Raw genomic sequence first — 25,665 nt, 5'->3', positions numbered from 1 at the left:
CTCGCCTCTCTCACGATCCAGGAGAAGTCAGACCGCGCCGTAGAAGTGCCTGTATTGCCATGCGGCTTGCTCCTCCAATTGAGCTTCAGACCACAATTGGTCTTTGAAGCGCATGACAGACATAGGCGATAGATCGATGGGAGGCCTGCCATCGACAATCCAAGTTGCAAGTGCCTCTCCGACGGCTGGCGAGATTGAAAGCCCGGCGACATTGCATCCGCTTGCAAAATAGAAGCCCGCCGCTCCAGGAGCCGGGCCAAGGATATGATGGCCGTCAGCGGTCATGGTCGGAATGCCACCGCGAAATTCCCGCACCTTGGCAGTATGCAGGATCGGGAGTTGATCCTTCACTTCAATAGCGGCTGAACAAAGCACCTCAATGTCGAGGGGCATGTCCTTGATGTCGAAATTGGCCCCGAGCGATTGCATATCGAAAAAACGCGGCGTTTCCTCGTAGACACCCCAAAGGAAGCCGCCCTGGTAGGGACGCGTATACACGGCGGCATCCATGATCCGAACCATCGGCAGGTCGGCGCGCGCGCCATCCAGAGGTTCCGTGACGATCAGTTGCTGCCGGGTGGGTTTCAACGGTACACGAATTCCGCTTGCCTCCGCTACCTGTCGCGTCCATGCACCGGCTGCATCGACGACGACCAGGCCTTCAATGATGCCTTTCGCGGTCGTTACGCCCGTCACCTTGCCAGCGCTGATGTTTACGGTGAGCACGTCCGTCTTCGGCAGCACGGTTGCACCCACAGCCGCTGCTGCTCTGGCGAAGCCGACTGCAACCTGCGCTGGGTCGAAATACCTGTCGTCAGCGATCCTCATCGCCGCTACGACGCCTGTTGGCTTCAAAAATGGATTGAGGCCGCTTGCCTGCTCCGGAGAGATCAGCTCGACATCAAGGCCCATACGGCGCCCGCGTTCAAAATCGGTCTTGAGAACCTCCGCGTCTTGCGGCCGACGCGCGATCTTCAGGCTGCCCGAATGCACCCAATCGAGAGGCTGCCCGGTTTCTTCCGTGAACGCTTCAATCTTGCGGCAAGCGTCCTTGATGAGGCTAATCATCAATTCGCTTTTGCGAACGCAGCTCACCATGCCTGCAGCGCGCGGCGAGGTCTGCGATCCAATGTCATGCTTGTCGACAAGCGCGACCCTGAGACCTTTTTGCTTGCTTAGGTAATATGCTGTGGCAGCGCCGAGGCCGCCGGAACCAATGACGATAACATCGGCCTTGCTTATCATGACAATGCCTCCTGAAATCCATCAGCAGCGGAACCTACCACGCGGTGGAGGTCGGTGACCATTCCCCGCTCTCGACAATAGCGCAGCAAGGGCTGCTTATAGCCCGCGACTGACATGCATTGACGGTGCCGGCACGCCTGCTTGCGAAGCCGGAGCGGACTCGATGCAAGCGCCAAGGAAGGGCGAGCCGCCACCGCCGATGCGGACGAAGCAGCGGTGGCTCGCTGGCGCGGAGCGTGTCGGTGCGCTCCGAGCAATACCCTCCCGAGACCACCGCAACCGGGAGGGCCGCGCGCTAAGCCGCTCTGATCCGCTCCGGCTTCTTGACGCGCGCTATGACGATGCCGAGTACGGCGCGCCGGTCCGCGTCCAGCCTGCGAAAGGCTGCGCCTCGCTCTTCGCTGAGTTCGATCAGCGCTTCCTCGTCGCGCTCGCGAGCCAGTAGCTCCGCTTCCAGCTCCAGCAGCTTGGCCGCGCGCTCATCTGACGACATCATGAGCGCCAGGTGCGCTATCCTGTCGATCTCTTCGTGCGGCCGCTTCTCGAAAGAGATGGTCAAGCCAAACGAGCGCGGCGCCGATGTCCAGCTTTGCCGCCGAAGCGCCCTCTACGGACCTGTCGAATTGGGCTTGGAAAGGCCGTCCATGATCGAAGGTGAGCTTCGGCCGTCCGCGCTCGCGCTGAGCGCAACATAAGCTGATGCCTGCTTCTTGAGATCGACGACGATCAATGCGGTGGCCATGCGCCTATGACCCGAGCTCGATGATCCTGCGTGCCATGCGCACATTGGCATAGTCGATCATCTTGCCATCCAGCGTCACCGCGCCCTGGCCTTGCGCCTCGGCGCTCTCCATGGCCTCGACGATCCGCCGCGCCTGGGCCAGCTCCTCGTCCGATGGCATGAACGCACGCAACGTCGGTTCGATTTGGTCGGGATGGATGATTTGCTTGCCGTCAAAGCCCATGGCGGCAGCCTTTTGCGCGCTGCTCTCGGTGAGCTTGGCATCGCGAAAGGCGCCGCACGGGCCGTCAATGGCGCGCAGGCCGAAGGCACGTGCCGCCACCAACAGGCGCATCATCGGGTAGGCGAACAGATCGAGCGGCGCGGACGCGTAGCCGCTTTGCGCCGATCCTACATGCCGGTAGCCGTCCGGCGAAATTCCGATGTCGGAGGTGCGGGCCCCGAGCGAGGCCGCGAAGTCGCCGACGCCGAGATGAAGCGCGGCGACGCTGTCGTGGCACGCGGCGAGCGCGTCGACATTGACGAGACCCAGCGCCGTCTCGATCAGCAATTCGAGCGCCACCGGCGCGGGGCGATCCGGCGCAGCCCCGCGCAACTGGTCGGCAATGGCAACGATGTCGCTGGCGCGCTCCGCCTTCGGCACGATCACCGCATCCAGCCGGGGATGCGCCGCCAGCGCGCGGATTTCCTCTCCGATGAACGGGCTGTCGACAGCGTTGAGCCTGATCGCAACGCGTTTGTTGCCCCAGTCGAGCGATGACAGCGACCGGACAGCTTCCTCCAGCGCAACACCCTTCTCGGACGGCGGCACCGCGTCCTCGAGGTCCATGAACACCGCATCGGCAGCCGAGGCGGCGGCCTTGGCGACAAGGCGGGAGCGATGCGCGGGAACGGCGAGATACGCCCGCGTCGGCCGCAGAGAGACCATCGTCACGTCTCTCTGGCGAGGCCGAGTTCGCCGAGGATGGAATCGTTGTGCTCGCCGATATCAGGCACCGGATCCATCCGCGGCGACAGGCCGGGGATGGTGAGCGCCGGCAGGAAGCTCATCACCGGCCCGCTGGGGGAGCCGACCGTCTGCACCCGCGAGCGCGCGTGGAGTTGCTCATGCTGCAGGAAGGCGTCGACCGAGTTCAGATGGGCGTTGGCGATCGAGGCTTCGTCGAGCAGCCGCAGCACCTCTTCGCTGGTCATGGATGCAAAGCGCTGCTCGATATGCGCTTGCAGATCGTCGCGGTTCTGCATGCGCAGCGGATTGGTGCGGAAGCTCGGATGGTCGGCGAAGCCGGCATCGCCCAGGACGATGCGGCACAGCGACCGCCATTCGCGATCGTTCTGGATGCCGAAGAAGATGGTGTTGCCGTCTCCGACCCGGAACGGGCCGTACGGCGCAATCGTCGCGTGCCTCGCGCCGGTTCGCGGCAGCGGCCGGCCCGTACTGTGCGTGTAGAAGGCGGGATAGCTCATCCAGTCCGTGATGGAATCGAATAACGAGGCCTGGAAGGCGGTGCCCTTGCCGGTCCGCTCGCGGCGATACAGCGCCATCAGCACGCCATTGAGGATGTACATGCCGGTGGCGATATCGACCACGGAAAGCCCGACCTTTGCCGGCTCCGCCTCGGTGCCGTTGACGGCGAGCACGCCGGCCTCGCACTGGACCAGCAGATCGTAGGCCTTCTTGTTGCTGAAGGGGCCGCCGGCCCCATAGCCTGAAACGTCGCAGGCGATGATCCGCGGGAATTTCCGCAAGAGAGATGCGGCATCGAGGCCGAGCCGCTCCGCCGCGCCGGGCGCGAGATTTTGGATGAAGACGTCGGCCCGCGGCAGCAGGGCGTCGAGCACCTTGCGGCCATCGGGACTCTTGATGTCGATCGCGAGGCTTTCCTTCGAACGATTGGTCCAGACGAACTGGCTCGACATGCCGTTCATCACGTGATCGTAGTCCCGGCAGAAATCGCCGTCGCCCGGCCGCTCGATCTTGATGATCCGCGCGCCCCAGTCCGCCAGGTGCCGGCTCGCAAGCGGCGCCGCAATCGCCTGCTCGAGCGAGACCACCGTCACGCCCGACAGCGGCAGCTCCGTCTCATTCCCATCCATGCGATCGCTCCACTCCCGTGCGCTTTTGATCAGCGCAGGAGACTGGCCGATCCATCCCACGCGCATCCTTTTGATGATGACATGATGCCCCTGTTTTGCCCGACGAGTCAAATTCGAATTCGTGAAATCCTAATACTGGAAATGCTGAGGGATTGCCGTGGCTTGGCTACTGTGCATGGGGTTGTTTTCGCGGTTTTTGTTTGAGGCCTGCCGAAGCGGGACGCTGTACGCCGCTTCGGCTTGGGGAACTGCAGGCCTTCACCGCCTGTTGCCGAGACCGCACACGTTGCGCCTTTCGCATCCCCCTCCGGTTGCCAATCAACCGCCGTTCACCCACTATCTCACCTGTTCGACATGTGGGGGGATCGATGCCGGCGTTTCGCTCGAAGAAGTCCTTTGCAAAACCGTTGGCCGTTGCCGGCCTCGGGATTGCCCTGGCCGTCCTGGCCCTGCCGCGTGCCGGCTTCGCCTATACCCAGGAAGAGCAGCAGGCCTGCTCGCCCGACGCGATGCGGCTGTGCGGCGAGTTCGTTCCGAACGTCGATGCCATCACCGCCTGCATGATCGCGAAGAAGTCGCAGCTCTCGCCGCAATGCCGGGTGTTCTTCCGGCCAGGACCCGAGCCGGGCGAGGTCCGTGCCGGCAAGCCGACCAACATCGCGCCCAAGGCCGCGAGGAAGAGCACCAAGCCGGCGCCGAAAGCCAAGAAGAAGAAATCCGAGCAGGGCTGAGCGCGACAGCGCGCTTTCTTCCTCGAAGTTCGGCAGCCGCGTTTCCTCCGTTGGACTCGTTTTGTTCGCGCGACCGGCGCGCCGGCTTGCGGCAATTGCAAGCGCGCACGACAAAAAAGAGTCGCAAAGCGGTTTGCGCGGCAAGGTTGCATTTCGCTTTGTCCGGCTTCGCTGCTCAAAAAGCGCATGATCGCTCGCGCAGGCCGCATTTCATTGCGATTGTATCGGGCGTCGCACCAGGCAGTGTGACTCAAAAGCCAACACGCCTTGTTATTTCGTGGCGGCAACGCAACTCCCGATAAATTTTTCTTTCACGAATCAGCGCGCTGATTCATTTTCGAGCCACGGGGTCAATCTGGAGGCCGAAGGTATGAACGTTATTGTTTTTGCATCACGTAAAGGCGGTTCGGGCAAGAGTACCCTCGCTGCCCATCTCGCCGCGCAGATCAAGGCGAGCAAGCAGGTCATGCTGGTGGACGCCGATCCGCAAGGCTCGCTCACGCTCTGGCACAAGCTGCGCGGCACCAACGAGCCGTCGATCAAGGCGGCCGTGAACTCCGTCAGCGGCATCGTCTCCGCGGCCAGGCGCGACGGTTATGAATGGGTGTTGATCGATACGCCGCCCAACCTGTCGGCGGTCGTCGACGACGCGATCAGGAACGCGACGATGGTGATCATTCCGGCGCGTCCCGGCGTGTTCGACGTCAACGCGGTGCAGGAAACCATTCAGATGTGCCGCGCCGCGCGCAAGCCCTACGCGGTCGTGCTCAACGGTGCGCCGGCGCGCCGCGACGAGACCGAAAGCCCGATCGTCACCATCGCCCGCGAGGCGCTGGCGAAATTCCGCGCTCCGGTGTGGGGCGGCCAGATCACCAACCGTTCGGATCTCCTGATGGCGCTCAGCCACGGCGAAGGCGCGCGCGAGTATCAGGCCGAGAGCCGCGCGGCTCAGGAAATTGCACGGCTGTGGGCGGCGATCGAGCGTTCAGTGAAGGCTATTCGCGGCACGGCTTCGGCTTCCGGCGCAATGCACAAGCAGGCGGCATAATTTCATTATTCATTTTCCCCGACGAAAAACGCGCGGACGAGCCGCGCGTTTTGCGTTTCTGCTTCACCTGTCTTTCCGGGATGGCGCGCAAGCGCGCCAGGCCCGGAATCTCGAGATTCCGGATTCGCCCTTCGGTCGATCCGGAATGACGAGCTGAGCTACGCGACCATCAGCATGTAGAACACGATGACCGGCGACAGGGTGAGGATCACCGACCAGATGCCGACGGCCCAGAGAATGTCCTCGGTGGTAAAGCTCTGCCCGGCGTCGTAATGCGACGCCATTTCATGCTGACTATTCACAAACGCCCCCGCGATTTCTTCGCTTATGGGCGCCAGTGATACGCGGGATGTTTTAAAATTCCGGGTCGCAGCTGGCCGTGCATTTTGAACACAGGTGCTACCACGGGTTAACCATCCGCGTGGCGCTGTCAGCCTGCCAGCCAGACGCGAAACAGCAGCACCGGCATCAGGCCGAGCATCACCGCCCAGAACCCGAATGACGACACCACCAGAATTCCCTGCACGAGATCGGCCGGCGCGAATTGGCTCGCGGCCATCGGCCGGGTGCGATGTCCCATGGTCATTCCCCCGTTTGAAAGTCTTGGCGGAAACGATAGGCGCGATTGCGTAAACGAGGCGTGGATGCACCATGCGGCAGACGCGAAGGCGGTTGGCGCGCGGTTAACTATGGAGGCGTTCTTACCCTCCCCCTCCAGGGGAGGGTAAGCGCTAGGCCGCGGCTTTCATCCGTCGCTCGATCTCGCGATCGATCGTGGCGGCGAACTCGCTGCTCACTTCCACCATCGGCAGGCGCACTTCTGGGCTGTCGATGAGGCCGCTGCGCCACAGCCAGTACTTCGCCGGCGCAGGGCTCGGCTCGGCGAACAGCAGCCGTGTCAGCTCGGCGACCTCCTGCCAGCGCGCCCTCGCGGCATCGTGATTGCCGCGCTTGAGTTCCGCATACACCGCCGCAAATGTCGCGGTCTCGACATGGGCTGACAGCACGATGCCGCCGTCGGCGCCGTCGGTGAGCGCCTCGAAATAATTCGCGTCCTCGCCGGTGAGCACGCGAAAATCCTTCGGCCTGTCGCGCAGCAGCGCGATCGATTGTTCGCGGCTCGCACCGCAATCCTTCAGGCCGACGATGTTCCTGTGTTCGGCGAGCCGCAGCATGGTCTGGTTGGTGACATTGACCGCGCAGCGGTAGGGAATGTTGTAGAGCGCAATCGGCCAGGCGGCGTGATCGGCGAGCGCCTCGAAATGCGCCAGCAGCCCGCGCTGCGACGGCCGCACATAGTATGGGCTTGCGATCAGATAACCGTCGATCGGCCAGTCCGCGGTCTCGTCGAGGCGATCCTTCAGCCGCGAGGTGTCCGCGCCCGACAGCCCGAGGCAGATCGGCAAGGTGCGGCGGCCCGCCGCCATCTCGTCGCGGACGACGGCGACGAGGCGCTCGAGTTCAGTGTCGCGCAGCGTCATGCCTTCACCCGAAGTCGCCCCCAGGATGAAGCCGTCGATGGCCTGTGCGCCGTAGTGCCGCGCCAGCCGCCGCAATGACGTCTCGTCGAGACGGCCGTCGCGAAACGGCGTCACCAGCGGCAGCCACAGCCCGTGCAATTGGTCTCGTAGTCCGGTCATGTTTCCATCTCCTTCTCGGGAAAAAGGCCTGAGACGGAGGGCACATGAAAAAACCCCGTCCAGGCGGCGGGGTTTTCGGGATTTGCTGCGATGACGAAGCCGGTATTAGCGCACGCAAAAATCCGAGGTCCCCGGATGGGGACCTTTTTTCGAGATGACTGCGCACGACTTCGTGATCATCGACAAATGATGCGGGGTATACCCAAGCCTGTCAATACACGCGGAAGGCGAAAGGCAATTTTGACGAAAAAAAGCCGGACCCGAAGGCCCGGCTTAGGTATTGGCCACGTGAGGCCGACACAATCACCTTCCAAGAGGGATTACTGAACTCCCGCGCCACTGGAGGAGGGGGACAAATGCGCAACGCGAAGGCTCAGCGTGCAAACAGTATGGGCTTGACGAGCGCCGTCCAGCAACAGCCGAGGCCGCATGTCAGTCATGCGGAAATCAGGACGGCCAGCGCTGCGCCTTGCTGACCACGAAGTCGCGGAACACCTGCACGCGTGCGACCGTCTTCAACTCCTCGGGATAGACGAAATAGGTGTCGAGCTGGATCGAATCCGATTCACCGAACAGCTGCACGAGTTTGTTCTGTTCCTCGACGAGGTAGTCGGGCAGGGCGGCGATTCCGAGGCCCTGCTGACAGGCGCGCACGAGGCCGAGGATGTTGTTGACCTTGAAATAGGCTTCGCGCGGACCCGAGCCGTTGCGACCAGCCTCGATCAGCCAGTTGCGGTTCTGAAGATGCGGGGCGAAGTTGCCGTCCGACAGCGTGATGATGCGGTGAGAGTCGAGCTCCTCCAGCGTGCGTGGCGTGCCGAAGCGCTTGATGTATTCCGGCGAGCAATATGCGTGGAAGCCCATCGCGAACAGCTTGCGCTGGATGAGATCCGGCTGGGTCGGCTTGCGGGTCCGGATCGCGACGTCCGCCTCGCGCATGGACAGGTCGAGCTCCTCGTCGGTGACGATCAAGGAGATCCGGATCTCCGGATAGAGCGCGGTGAACTCGCCGAGCCGCGGGATCAGCCAGTTGATGCCGACGCCAGGCGTGGTGGTGATCTTGAGGTCGCCGCTCGGCCGCTCGCGGCTGTCGGTCAGCTTGGCACGCGCGGCCTGGAGCTGCATGAACACGTCATGCGCGGTGCGGAACAGCAGGTCGCCCTGCTCGGTCAGGATCAGGCCGCGGGCGTGGCGGTGGAACAGCGAGACCGAGAGCTCCTGCTCCAGCGCCGAGACCTGGCGCGACACCGCCGATTGCGACAGGCCGAGCTGCTCGCCCGCATGCGTGAAGCTGCCCGCTTCCGCCGCCGCGTGAAACACCTTCAGCTTGTCCCAGTCCATATCCGTAAATCCGTCGCGTGTTCGGGGCATGATTCTATTCCGCTGCCGCGCGCTCGCTGGCGCGAAGGGCCAAGAAACGTTCGGCCTCGAGTGCGGCCATGCAGCCGAGGCCGGCGGCCGTCACGGCCTGGCGATAAGTCTCGTCGGCCACGTCGCCGGCGGCGAACAGGCCGGGCACCGAGGTGGCGGTCGAGTTCGGGGCGACCTCGACGTAGCCCGACGGCTTGAGCTTGACCTGGCCTTTGACGAGCTCGGTCGCCGGGGCGTGGCCGATGGCGATGAAGATGCCGTCGGTCTTCACGTTCGTGAGCGCGCCGGTCTTGACGTTCTTGAGGCGCACATGGGTGACCTTGTTCGGGTTCTCGGTGCCGCAGATCTCGTCGACGGCTGAGTCCCAGATCACCTTGATTTTGGGGTGCTTGAACAGACGCTCCTGCAGGATGCGCTCGGCACGGAAGTGATCGCGACGATGCACGATGGTGACCTGAGAGGCATGGTTGGTGAGGTACAGGGCTTCCTCGACCGCGGTATTGCCGCCGCCGACCACCACGACCTCCTTGTTGCGGTAGAAGAAGCCGTCGCACGTGGCACAGGCCGACACGCCGCCGCCCTGGAATTTTGTTTCCGACGGCAGCCCGAGCCAGCGCGCCTGCGCGCCTGTGGCGAGGATGACGCTGTCGGCAAGATAGACGTCACCGCTGTCGCAGGTGAGGCGGAACGGCCGCTGCGCAGTTTCCAGCTTGGTGACCAGGTCAGAGACGATCTTGGTGCCGACGTGGACCGCCTGCTTCTCCATCTGCTCCATCAGCCAGGGGCCCTGGATCACGTCGGCGAAGCCCGGATAGTTCTCGACGTCGGTGGTGATGGTGAGCTGACCGCCCGGCTGGATGCCCTGAATCAGGATCGGCTCGAGCATCGCACGCGCGGCGTAGATCGCCGCCGTGTAACCGGCGGGGCCGGAGCCGATGATGACGACCTTTGCATGAACAGGAGCGGACATTTCGGTGGACGCCTTTCACGGGGGATTTGCAGCGCGCGCGCGGAACGTGCCGGGAGGCCTCGCGGAGGCGCTGAAATATCAGAGCTAATCTAAGCCTTCTGGTGAGCTATGCAAGAATTGCATTCCCTATCGGCGGATTTTTCCAACAAGGAACAAAAGTCAATTGCGCTGCACGCGCAATAAAATTGCGCTGGGCGTATGGACTGGGTATGAGGATTGCGACAAGCCACCCAATACCGCCGCCGAGGCCAGGAGTTCCAATCACGTGTCGCGGAGCCTAGACGAGATCGACCTGAAAATTCTCACCGAGATTCAGGCCGACGGTCGAATCACGAATGTCGAGCTGGCCAAGCGCGTCGGCATCTCGCCGCCGCCCTGCCTGCGCCGCGTCCGGGCGCTGGAGGAGGAGGGCTATATCCATGGCTATCGCGGCCTGCTGGACGCCCGCAAGCTCGGCTTCGACGTCACCGTATTCGCCGCCGTGCACCTGTCCAGCCAGGCCGAAGCGGATTTGCGCGCCTTCGAGGAATTCGTCCGCGCCGAGCCCTTGGTGCGGGAATGCTGGATGCTGTCGGGCGAGGTCGATTTCATCCTGAAATGCGTCGCCCCCGACATGGCGACCTTCCAGGATTTCGTCACGCACCTGACCGCCGCGCCCCATGTGCGCAACGTGCGGACCTCGCTGGTGCTGCACAATTCGAAATATGAGGCGGCGGTGCCGCTCGACGTGAAGGGACGAAGGTAGCTCGGGTGATCGCCTGCCCCGGCCGGAGCGCAGCGCATCTTCAGCGATGCGCTGCAGAGCCGCGCCGCGCATTGCGCCGCCTTTTCGGAACGGCGTCACGGGCAGCGGCAAATCTCTACCGCCACTCCACCTTGGTGATCTCATACGCCTTGGCGCCGCCCGGCGTGTTGACCTCGACGGAGGCGCCCTTCTTCTTGCCGATCAGGGCGCGGGCGAGCGGCGAGGTGATGGAGATGCGGCCCTTCTTGGCGTCGGCCTCGACCTCGCCGACGATCTGCCACACCGTCTTCTTGTCGGTGTCCTCGTCGACCAGCGTCACGGTGGCGCCGAACTTGATGGTGTCGCCGGAGAGCTTCGAGATGTCGATGATGTCGGCGCGCGCGAGCTTGTCCTCGAGTTCGGCGATGCGGCCCTCATTGTGGGACTGCTCTTCCTTCGCGGCATGATATTCCGCGTTCTCCGACAGGTCTCCGTGCGAGCGCGCCTCCGCGATATGCTCGATGATCCGCGGACGGTCTACAGACTGGCGCTGCTTCAATTCTTCCCCGAGCGCGACAAAGCCGGCCTGGGTCATCGGAACCTTTTCCATCTCTTCTCTCGTCCTTCAGCTGCGCGCCCATATAAAGGGTGGCGCGGCAACCTTGATGCGTCGGTGTTCCCGGGGCTCAAAATGCGCCCACCGGGATTATTATTCGGGTCTGGCGCCGGAACAGAACACTCACATGGCCGGACAGTTCCTCCCGCCATTGTGGCTTCCTTGCCAATCACTTAGCGAAAGGCTGAGCCCAAGGCCCAGCCCCGCTAGCAATCAGGTTTCCGAAAAGTAGCTCTGCAGGGTCCGAACCTCAAGGTCCCCGCCCAGATAGGCGCGGATGCCCTGCGCGGCCGCCACGGCCCCGGAAAGAGTGGTGTAATACGGCACTTTATGCAAGAGGGCCGCGCGCCGCAGCGAACGGCTGTCGGCGAGCGCCTGCGGGCCTTCGGTGGTGTTGAAGACGAGCTGGACGTCGCCATTGGTGATGGCGTCGACGATGTGCGGCCGGCCCTCCAGCACCTTGTTCACCTTCTCGGTCGGGATGCCCTGATCGGTCAGGAAGCGCTGGGTGCCCGAGGTCGCCAGCACCTTGAAGCCGAGCGAATGCAGTTCGCGCACAGCCTCGGCGATGCGCGTCTTGTCGCTCTCGCGCACCGAGACGAACACCGTGCCCTTGCGCGGCACCCGCGTGCCGCCGCCGAGCTGGCTCTTGGCGAACGCCACCGCAAACGAGCGGTCGATGCCCATGACCTCGCCCGTCGAGCGCATCTCCGGGCCGAGCACCGTGTCGACGCCGGGGAAGCGCGCGAACGGGAATACCGATTCCTTGACGCCAACGTGCTTGAGCTCCGCCTTCTTTAGCTTGAAATCGGCGAGCTTCTCGCCGGCCATGATGCGCGCGGCGATCTTCGCGACCGGCGTGCCGATCACCTTGGCGACGAACGGCACTGTGCGCGAAGCGCGCGGATTGACTTCGAGCACGTAGATCTCGCTGTCCTTGATGGCGTATTGCACGTTCATCAGGCCGACCACGTCGAGGCCGAGCGCGAGCTCGCGGGTCTGCCGCTCCAGCTCCTCGATCATCCCGGCATCGAGCGAATGCGGCGGCAGCGAGCAGGCGCTATCGCCGGAATGGATGCCGGCTTCCTCGATGTGCTCCATGATGCCGACGATGAAAGTGTCCTTGCCGTCGCAGAGGCAGTCGACGTCGATTTCGGTCGCGTCCGAGAGATAGCGGTCGAACAGCAGCGGGTTCTTGCCGAGCACGGTGTTGATCTGCCCGGTCTTGTCGTTGGGATAGCGCGCCTTGACGTCGGCCGGCACCAGCTCCGGCAGCGTGCCGAGCAGATAGTCGTTGAGCTGGTTCTCCTCGCGGATGATCTGCATGGCGCGGCCGCCGAGCACATAGGACGGACGCACCACCAGCGGCAGGCCGAGATCGGCGGAGACGAGCCTCGCCTGCTCGACCGAATAAGCGATACCGTTCTTCGGCTGCTTGAGCCGCAGCTTGTCGAGCACGCGCTTGAAGCGGTCGCGATCCTCGGCAAGATCGATGGCATCGGGCGAGGTGCCGAGGATCGGCACTTCGGCTGCTTCCAGCGCGCGCGCCAGCTTCAGCGGGGTCTGGCCGCCGAACTGCACGATCACGCCGTGCAGCGTGCCTTTGCTGCGCTCCTTGGCGATGATCTCCAGCACGTCCTCGGCGGTGAGCGGCTCGAAATAGAGCCGGTCGGCAGTGTCGTAATCGGTCGACACGGTCTCCGGATTGCAGTTGACCATGATGGATTCGTAGCCGGCATCGTGCAGCGCGAAGCAGGCGTGACAGCAGCAATAGTCGAACTCGATGCCCTGGCCGATGCGGTTCGGTCCGCCGCCGAGGATGATGACCTTCTTCTTGTCGGACGGAGTGCTCTCGTCCGCAGGCGCACCCGCAAACGGCGCCTCATAGGTCGAATACATATAGGCGGTGGGAGAGGCGAACTCGGCCGCACAGGTGTCGATGCGCTTGTAGACGGGACGGACGCCGAGCGCGTGGCGCTTCGCCGTGACGTCGGCTTCCGTCGTCCCGGCGAGCACTGCGAGGCGCGCATCGGAGAAGCCCATGGACTTGAGCGTGCGCATGCCGAAGGCATTGCCCGGCAGGCCGTTCTTGCGAACCTTCTCCTCCATGTCCACGATGCCGCGCATCTCGCCGAGGAACCACGGATCGATCTTGCAGGAGTTGAAGATGTCCTCGTTGGACCAGCCGAGCCGCATCGCCTGGGCGACCTGGAGCAGCCGGTTCGGCGTCGGCGTGCCGAGCGCGGCGCGGATCGCATTCTTGTCGTCGTCGCGGCCGAGTCCCTCGATCTCGATCTCGTCGAGGCCGGTCAATCCGGTCTCGAGCCCGCGCAAGGCCTTCTGAAGACTTTCCTGGAAGGTGCGGCCGATCGCCATGACTTCGCCGACCGACTTCATCGAGGTCGTCAGCGTGGTCGAGGCACCCGGAAATTTCTCGAAGGCGAAGCGCGGCACCTTGGTGACGACGTAATCGATCGTCGGCTCGAACGAGGCCGGCGTGGCGCCGCCGGTGATGTCGTTGGCGATCTCGTCGAGGGTGTAGCCGACCGCGAGCTTGGCAGCGACCTTGGCGATCGGAAAGCCGGTGGCCTTGGAGGCCAGTGCGGACGAGCGCGACACGCGCGGATTCATCTCGATGACGACCATGCGGCCGTCTTCGGGATTGACGCCGAACTGCACGTTGGAGCCGCCGGTCTCGACCCCGATCTCGCGCAGCACCGCCAGCGAGGCGTCGCGCATGATCTGGTATTCCTTGTCGGTCAACGTCAGGGCGGGCGCCACGGTGATGGAATCGCCGGTATGCACGCCCATCGGATCGAGGTTCTCGATCGAGCAGACGATGATGCAATTGTCCTTCTTGTCGCGCACGACCTCCATCTCGTACTCTTTCCAGCCGAGCACGGATTCTTCGATCAGCACTTCGTTGGTGGGCGATGCATCAAGGCCGCGCTCGATGATGTCGAGGAACTCTTCCTTGTTGTAGGCGATGCCGCCGCCGGTGCCGCCCATCGTGAAGGAGGGCCGGATGATTGCGGGCAGGCCGATCTCGGAGAGCGCCATCATCGCCTGGCCCAGCGCATATTCCTGATAGCGCTTGCGGCGGTCGCCTTCGCCGAGCGTCCATTGCCGGTCGAGCTCTTCGAGGGCCGCGCCCGACAGCTTCTCGCGTTCGGCATGGTATTTGTCGCGGAACGACTTCTTCAGCTCGGACGCGTTGGCGAGCCGCGACTTCGGCGTCTGCAGACCGATCTTCTCCATGGCGTTGCGGAACAACTGGCGGTCCTCGGCCTTGTCGATCGCATCCGCGGTCGCGCCGATCATCTCGACGTCGAACTTTTCCAGCGTGCCCTGCCGGCGCAGCGACAGCGCGCAGTTCAGGGCTGTTTGACCGCCCATGGTCGGCAGCAGCGCGAAGCCGCCGGGAATGACGTGGCGCTCCTTCTCGATGATCTTGGCGACGATCTCGGGCGTGATCGGCTCGATATAGGTCGCATCGGCCAATTCCGGATCGGTCATGATGGTGGCCGGGTTGGAATTGACGAGGACGATGCGATAGCCCTCTTCCTTCAGCGTCTTCACCGCCTGCGTGCCCGAATAGTCGAACTCGCAGGCCTGGCCGATCACGATGGGACCGGCGCCGATGATCAGGATGGTGGTGATGTCTGTACGTTTGGGCATCAACTCTCGCCGGACTGGGATTTGGGCAAAAAAAAGGGCGCGCTACCGCGCGTCCCTGTGGCCGAGAGCGCGGTGGTCTCCCTCGCGCGCGGGTGGGTCTTAGACCAGTTTTCAGGGCGGCGAAACCCCGAAAAACGCCCATCAACCGGCAATTTTGACCGGTTTTGGCCGCGCCTGCCAGCCGCGGGCGAGATGCACCAGAAGCGAGGCGGCAACGCTCGTTCCGCCGATCCAGCCGAGGTCATTGGGCGAGAGTGTGGCCAGCACCGCGCCGCCCAGGGCGCCGCCGATGGCGAAGCCGAGATACATCGCCGAGGCGTTGAGCGAGAGCGCGATCATCGAGGCCTGCGGCTCGATCCGGATGATGCTGGCGATCTGGGCCGGATAAAACGCCCAGCCCGAGACGCCCCAGAGGAAGATCGCGCCCAGCACCGTATAATGCGCCTGTCCGGGCATCAGCTTCAGCACCAGCAATGCAGGATCAGCGCACTCGCCATGCCGGCGAGCCCGAGCGCGGCGGTGGCGAGCGTGCCGAGCCGGTCGGCCAGGACGCCGCCGAGCATGTTGCCGATCGCGGCGGCGCCGCCGAACACCAGCAGTGCCAGACTGATCTGCGAGGCGTCAAAGCCGAGGCTGCGCAGAGGAACGGCGAAATAGGTGAACACGGTGAAGCCGCCGAGCGCCCATAAAATTGTGATCACAAGCGCGATCAAGACATTGCTGTGACGCGCCACCGCCAGCCGCTCGCTCAGCGAGGCGGTGTTGCGCGGCAGGCCTTTGGGTAGCCCAAGCAGAAGGCCGGCGAGTGCCACCGTGCCGATCAGGGCGACCATGGCAAACGTGGCGCGCCAGCCGAGCAGGCTGCCGACGAGATTGCCAAGGGGGACGCCGATGACGGTTGCGACCGTAAGGCCCGAGGTGACGAGGGCCACCGCACGTCCGCGCCGTTCGGGCGAGGCGACCGCCACGGACACTGCCAGTGCCGTCGGCATGCACAGTCCCGAGCCCAGCGCCATCAGCATACGCGAGGCCAGCAGCAGGGCGTAGCTTGAGGCCGCCATTGCGGCGAGGTTGCCGGCGACGAAGGTCGTCAACGCCAGAGCCAACACGGTGCGGCGGTCGATGTTGTTGAGCGTGACCGCCAGGATCGGCGAGCCCACGGCATAGGTGAGGGCGTAAGCGGTGACCAGCTGGCCGGCGGCCGAGACCGAAATCGAGAGGTCAGTGGCGATCGCCGGTAAAAGTCCTGCAATGACAAATCCTTCAGTGCCGATCGCGAAGGCCGCCAGGGCCAGCCAGAACACGCTCATGGGAGAAATCCTTATGTTCAACGTTTATTGAACTATTGGTTGAACCGGCCTAGAAGTCAATTGGTTCAAGAACTGTTGAACATTTCGGTCTCGTCGCTATGATGGACCCATGAGCCGAATGCCATTTCACCCGACCCGCGAGCAGATCGAGCTGCCGATGGTCCTGGATTGCCTGAGCGATCCGATCCGGTTGGCGATCGTCTACCAGCTCGCGCAGCAAGAACGTGTCAGCAGCGAGCTCTGCTGTGGCGATTTCAGCGGCCTCGGCGGCAAGTCCAACCTCGCCTATCACTTTGCCAAACTGCGCGAATGCGGCCTGATGCAGACCCGCGTGGCCGGCACCAACCGCTTCATGCGGCTGCGCCGCGAGGATCTGGATGCGCGCTTCCCGGGCGTGCTCGATGCCGTGATCAAGTCAGCGGCCAAGGACGCCGACCGGCTTCAGCTGCTGTCCGAGTGCGAGATGGTCGACGCCGACCGAAAATGAGACGATTGCGCGCGAGCAGTCCGTCTTCGCTTTCGCTTCGCTGAAGCTACGCCGGACACGCTTCGCCCCTGCCGGTCTAGCATGGCTGCGCCACGCGTAGCCCCGCAGGGGCGAAGCGTGGAGACCCGGCCTGGATTTGAACCAGGATGAAGAGCGTTGCACCGCCCTCGCGTAGACGCTTCCGCCACCGGGCCGCATCGATCATTACCGATCGGAGGCGCGGCAGGCCACCTCGGCTGGTTGTTATACTTAACGGATCAGAGGTGGCCGCGCGATGAAGGTCATGCGCCAGTGATTGTGGCCGATATTGGTGTGCGCGCGCTGGACGACGAACCCGGCCGCCGTCAGCTTCGCGGTGATCTCCGCCTCGCTGTAGCGCTGGAGCCCGATGCGTGAGCGCAGCTGGCGATAGTCCGAGAGCGCGGTGCTGATCAGCCCGACCAGCGCGTCCTTCAGGAAGCCGTGCCGCACGCCGAAGCTGAGCAGCGCCATCACGTCCCTGACCATGCCGACATTGGGCTGGAGGATATCCCCGAGCACCAGCTTGCCGGAGGGTTTTAGGATCCGGCGGATGTTGAGGAGAGCGCCATCCAGCTCCTCCGGCGTCATGTATTGCGCGACCGAGTTCATCACGACGAGATCGATCGACCGGTCCTGCATCTTGCGGACGTCATCGAGCGAACGGACGCGGATCTTGGTGTTCGGAGCGAACCGCGCGATCAGCCGGCCGCGCACTCCCGGCGCGGGCTCGGCCAGGATCAGCTTGCCACACGCGGCGGCCACCTGGTTCGCCGACAGCGCCTCGCCGCAGGCATAGTCCAGCACCACGGCGTCGGACGAGGGGATATAGCCGATGATGTCCCGCGCAATGATCTGGAAGTGCAAGTCGCGATGCAGCTTGCTGACATAGATCGTATGCGTGGAGTCGTAATAATCGATCCAATCGTCCATGGTATTTGAACATCCCGGCCAAACGGTTCCGCCAACGGAACCGGCGCTGCCCGCCTTGCGTTAGGGGTGCGACGGCGCGCCGTCAATGTCCGCGTCCTAACAGGAAGGTCTCCCGTGAGCAAAACCAACAACAAGGTCTCGCCCGATCTCGACACCCCCACCGATCTGCCGCCCGATGGGGTCAAGAAGGTCTCGGAGGCGCTCAACGTGCTTCTGGCCGACGCATTCGCGCTGTATCTGAAAACCAAGAATTTCCACTGGCACATCAGCGGCCGGCATTTCCGCGATTATCATTTGCTGCTCGACGAGCAGTCCGACCAGATCTTCGCCACCACCGACCAGCTCGCCGAGCGCGTCCGCAAGATCGGCGGCACCACGCTGAGGTCGATCGGCCAGGTTGCAAAACTCCAGACCATCAAGGACAACAACGAGGACTACGTTCCGCCGCGCGAGATGCTGCGCGAGCTGATGCAGGACAACAAGCACGTCGCGGCTGCGATGCGTAAGGCGCATGAGGTCTGCGACGAAGCCGGCGATGTCGCCAGCGCCAGCATCCTCGAAAACTTCATCGATGAGACCGAGCGCCGCACCTGGTTCCTGTTCGAAGCCACAAGGCAGGAGGGCAGCAACGCGGGGTAGGGCGCTAATTCTTCCGCAACGTCGTCCCGGACAAGCGCGCCCCAAGCGCGCGCAGATCCGGGACCCGTCGCCACAGGCTTGAGTTTGGCGAAGACTCGCGGCCGCCATTTCCCGCCAAAACGTCTTCCTGAGGGTATGGGTGCGGCCGGCGCCGGGACGACGACCGCGTGTTTGGCCGGCGTTCTCGACTCACGACCGCCACAACCTCATCAGCGCGCCTTCCTTGCCCGTCACCGGATCGGCCGGCGGCATCGCGACTTGCGGAATCGTCTTCAGCGCCTTGGCGTGATTTTCAGCCGTCGCCCGCGTGATCTCCATCTTGGCGCCTGGCGGATAAGCGCCGATCACGCAGAAATCGTCGCTCGCCTTGATGCATTGGTGGCCGGTACCGGCCGGCAGGATCGCAACGTCGCCCGCCTTGATCTGAAGCTCCTGGCCATGGTCGCCGCCGAAGCGGACGCGAGCGCTGCCGCGCGCAACGCCGAGCACCTCATGCACGGTCGAATGATAGTGCAGATAATCGTAGACGCCGTTGCGCCACGTGCCGCCCCAGCCGTTCGCTTCGAACAGCTCTTCGATAGTCTCTTCCGGCTGCTCCGGATCGAGCTTCACCGCGCCCTGGTAAACCAGGAACGGGAGGATGTTGTTTGGCACGAGCCCGTCATCTTCGAACACGATGGCGAGCGGCTCGGCCTTGTCGCGGACGACGGACATGGCGGGGCTCCTGCTACACGAGAGTGCCCGGACAACATTTCATCCTGTGCAGGCGTTCCTGGACAGGTGTCGTGTCCCGGACGCGAAGCCGCGCGAAGCGATGCGTCGCTGAGCCCGGACCCGGAACGCCGTGTCTATGGCCCCCGGTTCAGCAGTGCATCACGCCGCAAAGGCGATAGCGCCCTTACGCGCTCTTCTTCTGCCGCATCAGATCGGCAAAGCGCTGGAACAGATAGTGCGAGTCGCGCGGGCCGGGCGAAGCCTCGGGGTGGTACTGCACCGAGAACACCGGCTTGCCGTCGAGCTGGATGCCGCAATTGGAGCCGTCGAACAGCGAGATGTGGGTCTGCGTCGCACCCTTCGGCAAAGTCGTCTCGTCCACGGCAAAGCCGTGGTTCATCGAGGTGATCTCGACCTTGCCGGTGGTCTCGTCCTTGACGGGATGGTTGGCGCCGTGATGGCCCTGGTGCATCTTCTTGGTCTTGGCGCCGACGGCGAGACCGAGCATCTGGTGACCGAGGCAAATGCCGAAGGTCGGCGTGCCCGACTTGATCACGTCCCGGATCACAGGTACGGCATATTTGCCGGTCGCCGCCGGATCGCCCGGGCCGTTCGACAGAAACACGCCGTCCGGCTTCATCGCAAGGATATCCTCAGATGAAGTCGTTGCCGGCACCACCGTCACCTTGCAGCCGACGCCGGCGAGCAGGCGCAAGATGTTGCGCTTGATGCCGTAATCGATCGCCACCACGTTGAACTCGGGCTTGTCCTGGCGGCCGAAACCCTTGTCCCACAGCCAGGGAGTCTCGTCCCAGGTGAAGCGCTGGCCGGACGTGACCATCGGCACGAGGTCCATGCCTTCGAGGCCCGGCCACTCGCGCGCCTCTTCCTTGAGACCGTGCAGATCGAACTCACCCTTCTTGGAATGCGCGATCACGGCGTTGGGCATGCCGTTGGAGCGGATCAGCGCGGTCAGCGCGCGGGTGTCGATGCCGGAGAGGCCGATGATGCCGCGAGCCCTCAGCCACTGGTCGAGGTGCTTGGTGGCGCGGTAGTTCGAGGGATCGGTGATCGCGGTGCGCAGGATCACGCCGCGCGCCCCGGGCGTTGCCGCCATGTTCACCGTCTCGATATCTTCCTCGTTGGTTCCGACATTGCCGATATGCGGGAACGTGAAGGTGATGAGCTGGCCGGCATAGGAGGGATCGGTCAGGATCTCCTCATAGCCGGTCATCGCGGTGTTGAAGCAGACCTCGCCGACGGCGTGGCCTTCGGCGCCGAGACCGAAGCCTTCGAGCACCGTGCCGTCGGCAAGCACGAGGAGCGCGGTCGGTTTGTGGTCCGGCCAAGCGGGATCGTTGTCATGTTGTGTCATGAGCGCGTTTCATAGTCTGCGCTGGCCCCGCCGTCAAAGCGGGACAGGCCGGATTCACATGCGTTTTTGCACATTTGACGGGCGGCTTCGGGCACTTAAGCCGGAACTGGCAACTTTGAGCCATTTCGAGCCCCGGCAAGGAAACAATGCACCGGCGGGCCGGTCCGGTATGGCCTCTTGCCCGCGAACGGCTTAGATCAGGCGCGACAGATTGAGAGGACCCGACCATGCTGCGCGACAACATCAACAATGCGGTCAAGGAGGCCATGAAGGCCAAGGACGAGCGCAAGCTGTCCACGCTACGCATGGTCAATTCGACCATCAAGAATGCCGACATCGACGCTCGCGGCAGTGGCAAGCCGCCGCTGTCGGACGCCGACATCCTCGCGGTGCTGCAGAAAATGATCAAGCAGCGCCAGGAGGCGGTTGAGCTCTACGACAAGGGCGGTCGCGCCGAGCTCGCCACCCAGGAGCGCGAGGAGATCGTGGTGATCTCGGCGTATTTGCCGAAGCAGATGTCGGACGACGAGGTGAAGAAAGCGATCTCGGATGCGGTCACTGAAACCGGCGCGGCCGGCATGAAAGACATGGGCAAGGTGATCGCAGCGTTGCGGGCGAAGTACGCGGGACAGATGGACTTCGGTAAAGCCAGCGGCTTGGTGAAGGCCGCACTGTCGGGCTAGGCTTTTCCTCTCTCCCCTTGCGGGTGAGGGTGGCTCGCTTTGATGCCGCGTCAGTTCGGTCTATTCTCTCTTTAAGGAAAATGGGGAGGCATGATGACCGGCGCCATCAAACCGTTCCGCATCGCCATCAGCGACGACGTCCTCGCCGACCTCAAGTCGCGCCTCGCCCGCACCCGCTGGCCGGAGGCGGAGCTGGTCGATGATTGGAGCCAGGGCGCGCCGCTGCAATGGATCCGGGAGATCTGCACCTATTGGGCTGATGGCTATGACTGGCGCGCCCGCGAAGCAGAGCTGAACCGCTTCGAGCAGTTCACCACCGAGATCGACGGGCTCGACCTCCATTTCCTGCATGTGCGGTCGACGCAGCCGTCCGCGCTGCCGCTGATCATCACCCATGGCTGGCCCGGCTCGATCGTCGAATTCCAGAAAGTGATCGCGCCGCTGGTCGATCCTGCCGCGCATGGCGGCAATCCGGCTGATGCGTTTCATGTCGTCTGTCCCTCGCTGCCGGGCTTCGGCTTCTCGGCCAAGCCGAAGACCACGGGCTGGGGCGTCGACCGCATCGCGGCGACCTGGGCGAAGCTGATGGACCGGCTGGGCTACGCGCGATACGGCGCGCAGGGCGGCGACTGGGGCTCGGCGGTGACGAGCTCGCTCGGCGCGCAGGACGCCGAGCATTGCGCTGGCATCCACATCACGTTGTCCTTCAATTCGCCGCCACGGATCGAGGGCGAGCCGACGGCGGAAGAGAAGCGCGCGCTCGCCGGGCTCAAGCATTATGTCGATCTCGATTCCGGCTATTCCAAGCAGCAATCGACGCGGCCGCAGACGCTCGGCTATGGCCTGACGGATTCGCCGAGCGGGCAGGCGGCCTGGATCTTGGAAAAATTCTGGGCCTGGACCGATTGCAACGGCCATCCCGAGAACATCTTCACCAAGGACGAGCTGCTTGACAACGTCATGCTGTACTGGGCGACGGAGACCGCGACCTCCTCTGCGCGGCTCTATTGGGAAAGTTTCGGCAAGCGCCGCACCACGCCTGTCGTGAAGGTGCCGACGGGCGTCGCGGTGTTTCCCAAGGAGATCATCACGCCGGTGCGACGCTGGATGGAGCCCAACTTCCCCAACATCACGCATTGGAGCGAGATGGAGAAGGGCGGCCATTTCGCCGCTTTCGAGCAGCCGGAGCTGTTCGTGCGCGATGTCCGGACGTTTTTTGCGACGGTGCGCTAACTCTCACCGTCATGCCGGGGCGCCCCGGCTTGTTCGCCGAAGCTTGATGAGCGAAGGCAGAAGGGCGAGCCCGGAATCTATCGCGCCACGGGAAATGCCGCATGATGGATTCCGGGTTCGAAGCTGGTGCGTCGGCCGCAATGACCGCGGCGGGGCTTGTCCCGAGCATCCACGGCTCTAAACTGGGCGACAACTACTCTGGAAACGTGCTGCCATGCTGACCGAAGCCGCAACTTACGACGAGCTCTATCGCAATTTCCGCTGGGACATTCCGGCGCGATTCAACATCGCGGAGGCGTGCTGCGATCGCCATGCCGACGGCAGCGGCCGGCTCGCGCTGATCTATGTCGACGAGAACCGCGTGACCACGCGCACGTCCTTTGACGAGGTCGCCGAGATGTCGCGCCGCTTCGCCAACGTGCTGAAGGCGGATGGGCTGTCGCGCGGTGACCGCGTCGCGGTGTTCCTGTCGCAGTCATTGGAGCTGCCGATCGTACACATGGCTGCGTTCCGGACAGGCCTGATCTCGATTCCGCTATTCGCGCTGTTCGGCGAGGACGCGCTGGAATTCCGCCTGTCGAATTCCGAGGCCAAGGCGATCGTGACTGACGAAGGAGGCTGGGAGAAGCTGTCGAGGATCCGCGATCGCCTGCCGGAGCTGACGAACGTCTATGTTGTCGGCGAGCGCGTTCCGGCAGGCGCGAAATCGTTCTGGGATTCGGTGAAAGCGGCCTCACCCGATTTCGTGCGGGTCGACACCTCCGCCGATGATCCCGCACTGATCATCTATACCTCTGGCACGACCGGCAATCCCAAAGGCGCCCTGCATGCGCACCGCGTCGTGCTCGGCCATCTGCCGAATGTGGAGATGTGCCACAACTTCCTGCCGCGCGCCGGCGATCTTATGTGGACGCCGGCGGACTGGGCCTGGATCGGCGGCCTCGTCAACGGCCTCTTGGCGTTCTGGTATCACGGCATTCCCCTGGTCGGTCATCGCGCGCGCAAATTCGAGCCGCAGGCAGCGATGCAGATGATGGCCGATCTCGGCGTGCGCAATGTCTTTCTGCCGCCGACGGCACTGAAGCTGATGCGACAGGCCGGTGTGAAGCACCCCGGCGTCAAGCTGCGCAGCATTTTTACCGGGGGTGAATCTCTGGGTGGCGAATTGCTCGGCTGGGTGCGCGAGACCTTCGGCATCGATGCGCACGAAGTGTTCGGCCAGACCGAATGCAACCTGGTGATTGGCAGCAATTCCAACCTGTTTCCGATCCGCCCCGGCGCGATGGGCAAGGCGACGCCAGGCTTCGACGTTCGCATCGTCAACGACAAGGGCGAGGAATTGGCGCGCGGTCAGCGCGGCATCATCGGCGTGCGCCAGCCATGTCCCGTCACCATGCTCGAATATTGGCGCAATCCGGAGGCGACGGCGAAGAAATATGCCGGCGAATTCCTGCTCACCGGCGATCTCGGCGTGCAGGATGAGGACGGCTATTTCTGGTATGTCAGCCGTGAGGACGACGTCATCACCACCGCCGGCTATCGCGTCGGCCCGTCCGAGATCGAGCACACGCTGATGAAGCATCCGTCCGTGGCGATGGCCGCGGTGGTCGGCATTCCCGATCCGATCCGGACCGAATCGATCAAGGCTTGGATCGTGCTGCGCCCCGGCTTCACCGGCAGCGACGCACTCGCGCACGAGATCCAGGAGTTCGTCAAGGTGCAGCTCGCCGCGCACGAATATCCGCGCTTCGTCGCCTTCGCGGAGACGCTGCCGATGACCGCCACCGGCAAGGTGCTGCGGCGCGAGCTGCGGGCGAAAGGTTAGCCTCTGACAATGGCAAAGACGCCTCAAGCCGCGGGCCCATAGCCGTATGGGATGTTGTTGGCGCGAAGCCGTAACCACGAGTCTTCGCCAAAAACTTCACCCTTTCGCTATGGCGCCCGGATCGGCGCGCGCTTGAGGCGCGCTTTGTCCGGGACGACGACACGGAGGCCGTCGCCCTACGGCGTCTTGATCCCCATCGCCTTCAGCGCATCGAGCATCCGCTGCGGCGGGCCCGGCTTGACGACCAGCGGCTTGCCGGTCTCGAGCAGGCTCTTGAGGCTCGACAGGATCGCCGGCCAGCCGGAGCGCCCGCCTGCAAGAATGTCATCGCTGAGCGGGCGGTCGTGGCCTTCGCTCATGGTGAGCCGGACGGCATCGCCGGCCTGTGCGATCTCGTAGGTGACGAGGGTCGGGCCGAGCTTCTCGATCAGATCGGGCCAGTTCACGTTGAACGTGACCGCGAGCTTTCGCGGCGGATCGTAGGCGAGGACCTCGCCGCTGATGTGCACGGCGCCGTCGGGCGTGCGCACGATGAAGGCGCCGCCGAGCCGTGGCTCGACCTCGACGGCATTGCCGAAGAAATACTGTCGGCTGAACTCTGCCGAAGTCAGCGCCTCCCACACCTTCTCGGGCGTGGAGGCGATGTAGATGGTGTAGACAGTCAGCGGCGTGAACTGCTCGAGCTTCATTTTGCGTCGAATCCCTTGTTGAGCGCCGTGCGCGGGATGGCGAGTACTTTGCCTCTCTCCAGCAGGCTCTTGAGCCCGGACAGGATCGCCGGCCAGCCATTGGAGACGGCGCCGAGATACTTGCCGCCCTCGACAAAACCGTCATGCAGCACGGTCAAACGCACCAGCGAGCCGAACGGTTCGATGGTGAAGACGACACGCGATATCGGCTCGCCGCGCAGCTCCTCGTATTTCTGGTGCTTGAAACTGTAGGACAATCGCCGCGGCGGATCGGCCTCGAGGATTTCGCCGGAATCGGTGATCTCGCCGTCGAGCGTGAGGGCGAAGGAAGAGCCTACCTTCCAGTCGGATCTGACCTCGGCGCCGAACCAGTACTGCCGCGTAAACGCGCTGTTGGTTAGCGCCTCCCAAGCCTTTTCCGGTGTGGTCTCGATGTAGGTGACGTAGACGAATTCCGGCTTACTCATCGCGTTTCTCCAGCTGACGTTTCAACTCGCTAAGTGCGGCGAGCTTGCCGCGCTCGAATTTCCTGATCCAGCGTTCGCCGATCTGATGGATCGGCACGGGGTTGAGATAGTGCAGCTTCTCGCGGCCATGCCTGATGGTGGTGACGAGATTGGCCTCCTCCAGAATGCCAAGGTGCTTGGTCACCGCCTGACGCGTCATGGCAAGGCCTTCGCAGAGCTCGTTCAGGGTCTGGCCGTTCCGGGTGTGAAGCCTGTCCAGCAGCGACCGTCGTGACGCATCGGCGAGCGCTTTGAAGACCTCATCCATGGTTATGATGATAGGCAACCAAATGGTTGCATGTCAAGCGGCGCTTGAGAAATCATGTTTTTGGTCGCGTGCAATCTCTCCGCTGCGGGACGAGGCGAAGAGCTCCCCGCAAGCGGGAACACG

General features: G+C 63.6%; 26 protein-coding genes, 1 tRNA gene and 1 pseudogene. 8 read left to right on the top strand and 20 right to left on the bottom strand.

Annotated elements, in window-relative coordinates:
* Nucleotides 1-27: 27 nt before the first annotated feature.
* From IVA91_RS21315 to IVA91_RS21300, 5 genes are all read right to left on the bottom strand, one after another.
* Nucleotides 28-1,245, bottom strand: a complete 1,218-nt coding sequence (locus IVA91_RS21315; protein WP_247277492.1) for an FAD-binding oxidoreductase — start codon at nt 1,243-1,245, stop codon at nt 28-30.
* 295 nt (nt 1,246-1,540) lie between these two features.
* On the bottom strand, nt 1,541-1,804 hold the full coding sequence (locus tag IVA91_RS21310) for a hypothetical protein (RefSeq protein WP_247277491.1): 264 nt from the start codon (nt 1,802-1,804) through the stop codon (nt 1,541-1,543).
* Nucleotides 1,805-1,852: 48 nt separating this feature from the next.
* Nucleotides 1,853-1,987 (bottom strand): hypothetical protein, encoded by a 135-nt coding sequence (locus tag IVA91_RS36855; RefSeq protein WP_256464545.1) that lies wholly within the window; start codon nt 1,985-1,987, stop codon nt 1,853-1,855.
* 4 nt (nt 1,988-1,991) lie between these two features.
* Nucleotides 1,992-2,915: a CoA ester lyase gene (locus tag IVA91_RS21305; protein ID WP_247277490.1), complete on the bottom strand. Its 924-nt coding sequence runs from the start codon at nt 2,913-2,915 to the stop codon at nt 1,992-1,994.
* A 2-nt stretch (nt 2,916-2,917) separates the two neighbouring features.
* A complete protein-coding gene (locus tag IVA91_RS21300; RefSeq protein ID WP_247277489.1) occupies nt 2,918-4,084 on the bottom strand; it encodes a CaiB/BaiF CoA-transferase family protein in 1,167 nt (388 codons plus the stop codon).
* A 368-nt stretch (nt 4,085-4,452) separates the two neighbouring features.
* On the opposite strand from IVA91_RS21300, the gene IVA91_RS21295 reads away from it, so the two are divergent.
* Nucleotides 4,453-4,815, top strand: a complete 363-nt coding sequence (locus IVA91_RS21295; RefSeq protein WP_247277488.1) for a hypothetical protein — start codon at nt 4,453-4,455, stop codon at nt 4,813-4,815.
* A gap of 370 nt (nt 4,816-5,185) precedes the next feature.
* On the top strand, nt 5,186-5,863 hold the full coding sequence (locus IVA91_RS21290; RefSeq protein ID WP_247277487.1) for a ParA family protein: 678 nt from the start codon (nt 5,186-5,188) through the stop codon (nt 5,861-5,863).
* A gap of 158 nt (nt 5,864-6,021) precedes the next feature.
* Here IVA91_RS21290 and IVA91_RS36850 read toward each other — a convergent pair whose 3' ends face one another.
* The 5 genes from IVA91_RS36850 to trxB all read right to left on the bottom strand — a co-directional run bounded on the left by IVA91_RS36850 (nt 6,022) and on the right by trxB (nt 9,844).
* Entirely contained in the window at nt 6,022-6,147 is a 126-nt protein-coding gene (locus tag IVA91_RS36850; RefSeq protein WP_256464544.1) for a hypothetical protein, read from the bottom strand.
* Nucleotides 6,148-6,293: 146 nt separating this feature from the next.
* Nucleotides 6,294-6,443: a hypothetical protein gene (locus IVA91_RS21285; protein WP_247277486.1), complete on the bottom strand. Its 150-nt coding sequence runs from the start codon at nt 6,441-6,443 to the stop codon at nt 6,294-6,296.
* Nucleotides 6,444-6,594: 151 nt separating this feature from the next.
* The gene (locus tag IVA91_RS21280; protein ID WP_247277485.1) at nt 6,595-7,503 is read right to left on the bottom strand and encodes a 4-hydroxy-tetrahydrodipicolinate synthase; all 909 of its coding nucleotides are present in this window, start codon (nt 7,501-7,503) and stop codon (nt 6,595-6,597) included.
* A gap of 447 nt (nt 7,504-7,950) precedes the next feature.
* Nucleotides 7,951-8,874, bottom strand: coding sequence for a LysR family transcriptional regulator (locus IVA91_RS21275; RefSeq protein WP_247277484.1), 924 nt, complete (start codon nt 8,872-8,874; stop codon nt 7,951-7,953).
* A gap of 4 nt (nt 8,875-8,878) precedes the next feature.
* Nucleotides 8,879-9,844, bottom strand: a complete 966-nt coding sequence (gene trxB, locus IVA91_RS21270; RefSeq protein WP_247277483.1) for a thioredoxin-disulfide reductase — start codon at nt 9,842-9,844, stop codon at nt 8,879-8,881.
* 265 nt (nt 9,845-10,109) lie between these two features.
* Here trxB and IVA91_RS21265 point away from each other — a divergent pair, with 265 nt between their 5' ends.
* Nucleotides 10,110-10,589: an Lrp/AsnC family transcriptional regulator gene (locus IVA91_RS21265; RefSeq protein ID WP_183246374.1), complete on the top strand. Its 480-nt coding sequence runs from the start codon at nt 10,110-10,112 to the stop codon at nt 10,587-10,589.
* Between the two features lie 115 nt (nt 10,590-10,704).
* Here the strand turns inward: IVA91_RS21265 and greA are convergent, their stop codons facing one another.
* The 3 genes and pseudogenes from greA to IVA91_RS21245 form a co-directional block, all read right to left on the bottom strand.
* Nucleotides 10,705-11,178 (bottom strand): transcription elongation factor GreA, encoded by a 474-nt coding sequence (greA, locus tag IVA91_RS21260; RefSeq protein WP_247277482.1) that lies wholly within the window; start codon nt 11,176-11,178, stop codon nt 10,705-10,707.
* Nucleotides 11,179-11,397: 219 nt separating this feature from the next.
* On the bottom strand, nt 11,398-14,862 hold the full coding sequence (gene carB, locus IVA91_RS21255) for a carbamoyl-phosphate synthase large subunit (RefSeq protein ID WP_247277481.1): 3,465 nt from the start codon (nt 14,860-14,862) through the stop codon (nt 11,398-11,400).
* Nucleotides 14,863-15,003: 141 nt separating this feature from the next.
* Nucleotides 15,004-16,172, bottom strand: a pseudogene (locus tag IVA91_RS21245) (MFS transporter).
* Nucleotides 16,173-16,281: 109 nt separating this feature from the next.
* On the opposite strand from IVA91_RS21245, the gene IVA91_RS21240 reads away from it, so the two are divergent.
* A complete protein-coding gene (locus tag IVA91_RS21240) occupies nt 16,282-16,659 on the top strand; it encodes a transcriptional regulator (RefSeq protein ID WP_247277479.1) in 378 nt (125 codons plus the stop codon).
* A 118-nt stretch (nt 16,660-16,777) separates the two neighbouring features.
* On the opposite strand, the gene IVA91_RS21235 is transcribed toward IVA91_RS21240, so the two are convergent.
* Together IVA91_RS21235 and IVA91_RS21230 are read right to left on the bottom strand one after the other, a co-directional pair.
* Nucleotides 16,778-16,853: transfer RNA gene (locus IVA91_RS21235), tRNA-OTHER, on the bottom strand.
* A gap of 55 nt (nt 16,854-16,908) precedes the next feature.
* Nucleotides 16,909-17,610, bottom strand: a complete 702-nt coding sequence (locus IVA91_RS21230; RefSeq protein WP_247277478.1) for a class I SAM-dependent methyltransferase — start codon at nt 17,608-17,610, stop codon at nt 16,909-16,911.
* Nucleotides 17,611-17,724: 114 nt separating this feature from the next.
* Between IVA91_RS21230 and IVA91_RS21225 the strand changes: the two genes are divergently transcribed.
* Nucleotides 17,725-18,249 (top strand): DNA starvation/stationary phase protection protein, encoded by a 525-nt coding sequence (locus tag IVA91_RS21225; protein WP_247277477.1) that lies wholly within the window; start codon nt 17,725-17,727, stop codon nt 18,247-18,249.
* Between the two features lie 189 nt (nt 18,250-18,438).
* Here IVA91_RS21225 and IVA91_RS21220 read toward each other — a convergent pair whose 3' ends face one another.
* A complete protein-coding gene (locus IVA91_RS21220; RefSeq protein ID WP_247448708.1) occupies nt 18,439-18,963 on the bottom strand; it encodes a cupin domain-containing protein in 525 nt (174 codons plus the stop codon).
* Between the two features lie 184 nt (nt 18,964-19,147).
* Nucleotides 19,148-20,338 carry a glutamine-hydrolyzing carbamoyl-phosphate synthase small subunit gene (gene carA / locus IVA91_RS21215; RefSeq protein WP_247277475.1) on the bottom strand — a complete coding sequence of 397 codons (1,191 nt, stop codon included), beginning with the start codon at nt 20,336-20,338 and terminating at the stop codon, nt 19,148-19,150.
* Between the two features lie 227 nt (nt 20,339-20,565).
* Between carA and IVA91_RS21210 the strand changes: the two genes are divergently transcribed.
* The 3 genes from IVA91_RS21210 (at nt 20,566) to IVA91_RS21200 (ending at nt 24,079) form a co-directional block, all read left to right on the top strand.
* A complete protein-coding gene (locus tag IVA91_RS21210; RefSeq protein ID WP_247277474.1) occupies nt 20,566-21,021 on the top strand; it encodes a GatB/YqeY domain-containing protein in 456 nt (151 codons plus the stop codon).
* 93 nt (nt 21,022-21,114) lie between these two features.
* Nucleotides 21,115-22,254 carry an epoxide hydrolase family protein gene (locus IVA91_RS21205; protein ID WP_247277751.1) on the top strand — a complete coding sequence of 380 codons (1,140 nt, stop codon included), beginning with the start codon at nt 21,115-21,117 and terminating at the stop codon, nt 22,252-22,254.
* Between the two features lie 214 nt (nt 22,255-22,468).
* Nucleotides 22,469-24,079: an acyl-CoA synthetase gene (locus IVA91_RS21200; RefSeq protein ID WP_247277473.1), complete on the top strand. Its 1,611-nt coding sequence runs from the start codon at nt 22,469-22,471 to the stop codon at nt 24,077-24,079.
* A 176-nt stretch (nt 24,080-24,255) separates the two neighbouring features.
* Here the strand turns inward: IVA91_RS21200 and IVA91_RS21195 are convergent, their stop codons facing one another.
* Genes IVA91_RS21195 through IVA91_RS21185 form a run of 3 tightly spaced genes read right to left on the bottom strand, consistent with a single transcriptional unit; the run spans nt 24,256 to nt 25,542 of the window.
* Nucleotides 24,256-24,768 carry an SRPBCC family protein gene (locus tag IVA91_RS21195; protein WP_247277472.1) on the bottom strand — a complete coding sequence of 171 codons (513 nt, stop codon included), beginning with the start codon at nt 24,766-24,768 and terminating at the stop codon, nt 24,256-24,258.
* Complete coding sequence (locus IVA91_RS21190) at nt 24,765-25,235, bottom strand: SRPBCC family protein (RefSeq protein WP_247277471.1); 471 nt, start codon at nt 25,233-25,235, stop codon at nt 24,765-24,767. Before IVA91_RS21190 ends, IVA91_RS21195 begins: the two co-directional genes overlap by 4 nt.
* The gene (locus IVA91_RS21185; RefSeq protein ID WP_247277470.1) at nt 25,228-25,542 is read right to left on the bottom strand and encodes a helix-turn-helix domain-containing protein; all 315 of its coding nucleotides are present in this window, start codon (nt 25,540-25,542) and stop codon (nt 25,228-25,230) included. The genes IVA91_RS21190 and IVA91_RS21185 overlap by 8 nt, the downstream gene beginning before the upstream one ends.
* Nucleotides 25,543-25,665 lie beyond the last annotated feature (123 nt).

Origin of the sequence: Bradyrhizobium sp. 153, from assembly GCF_023073835.1 — a bacterium.
In the GTDB taxonomy this organism is placed as follows: Bacteria; Pseudomonadota; Alphaproteobacteria; order Rhizobiales; family Xanthobacteraceae; genus Bradyrhizobium.
The sequence above is the reverse complement of the archived record's forward strand: the minus strand, read 5'-3'. Positions and strand labels throughout refer to the sequence as shown.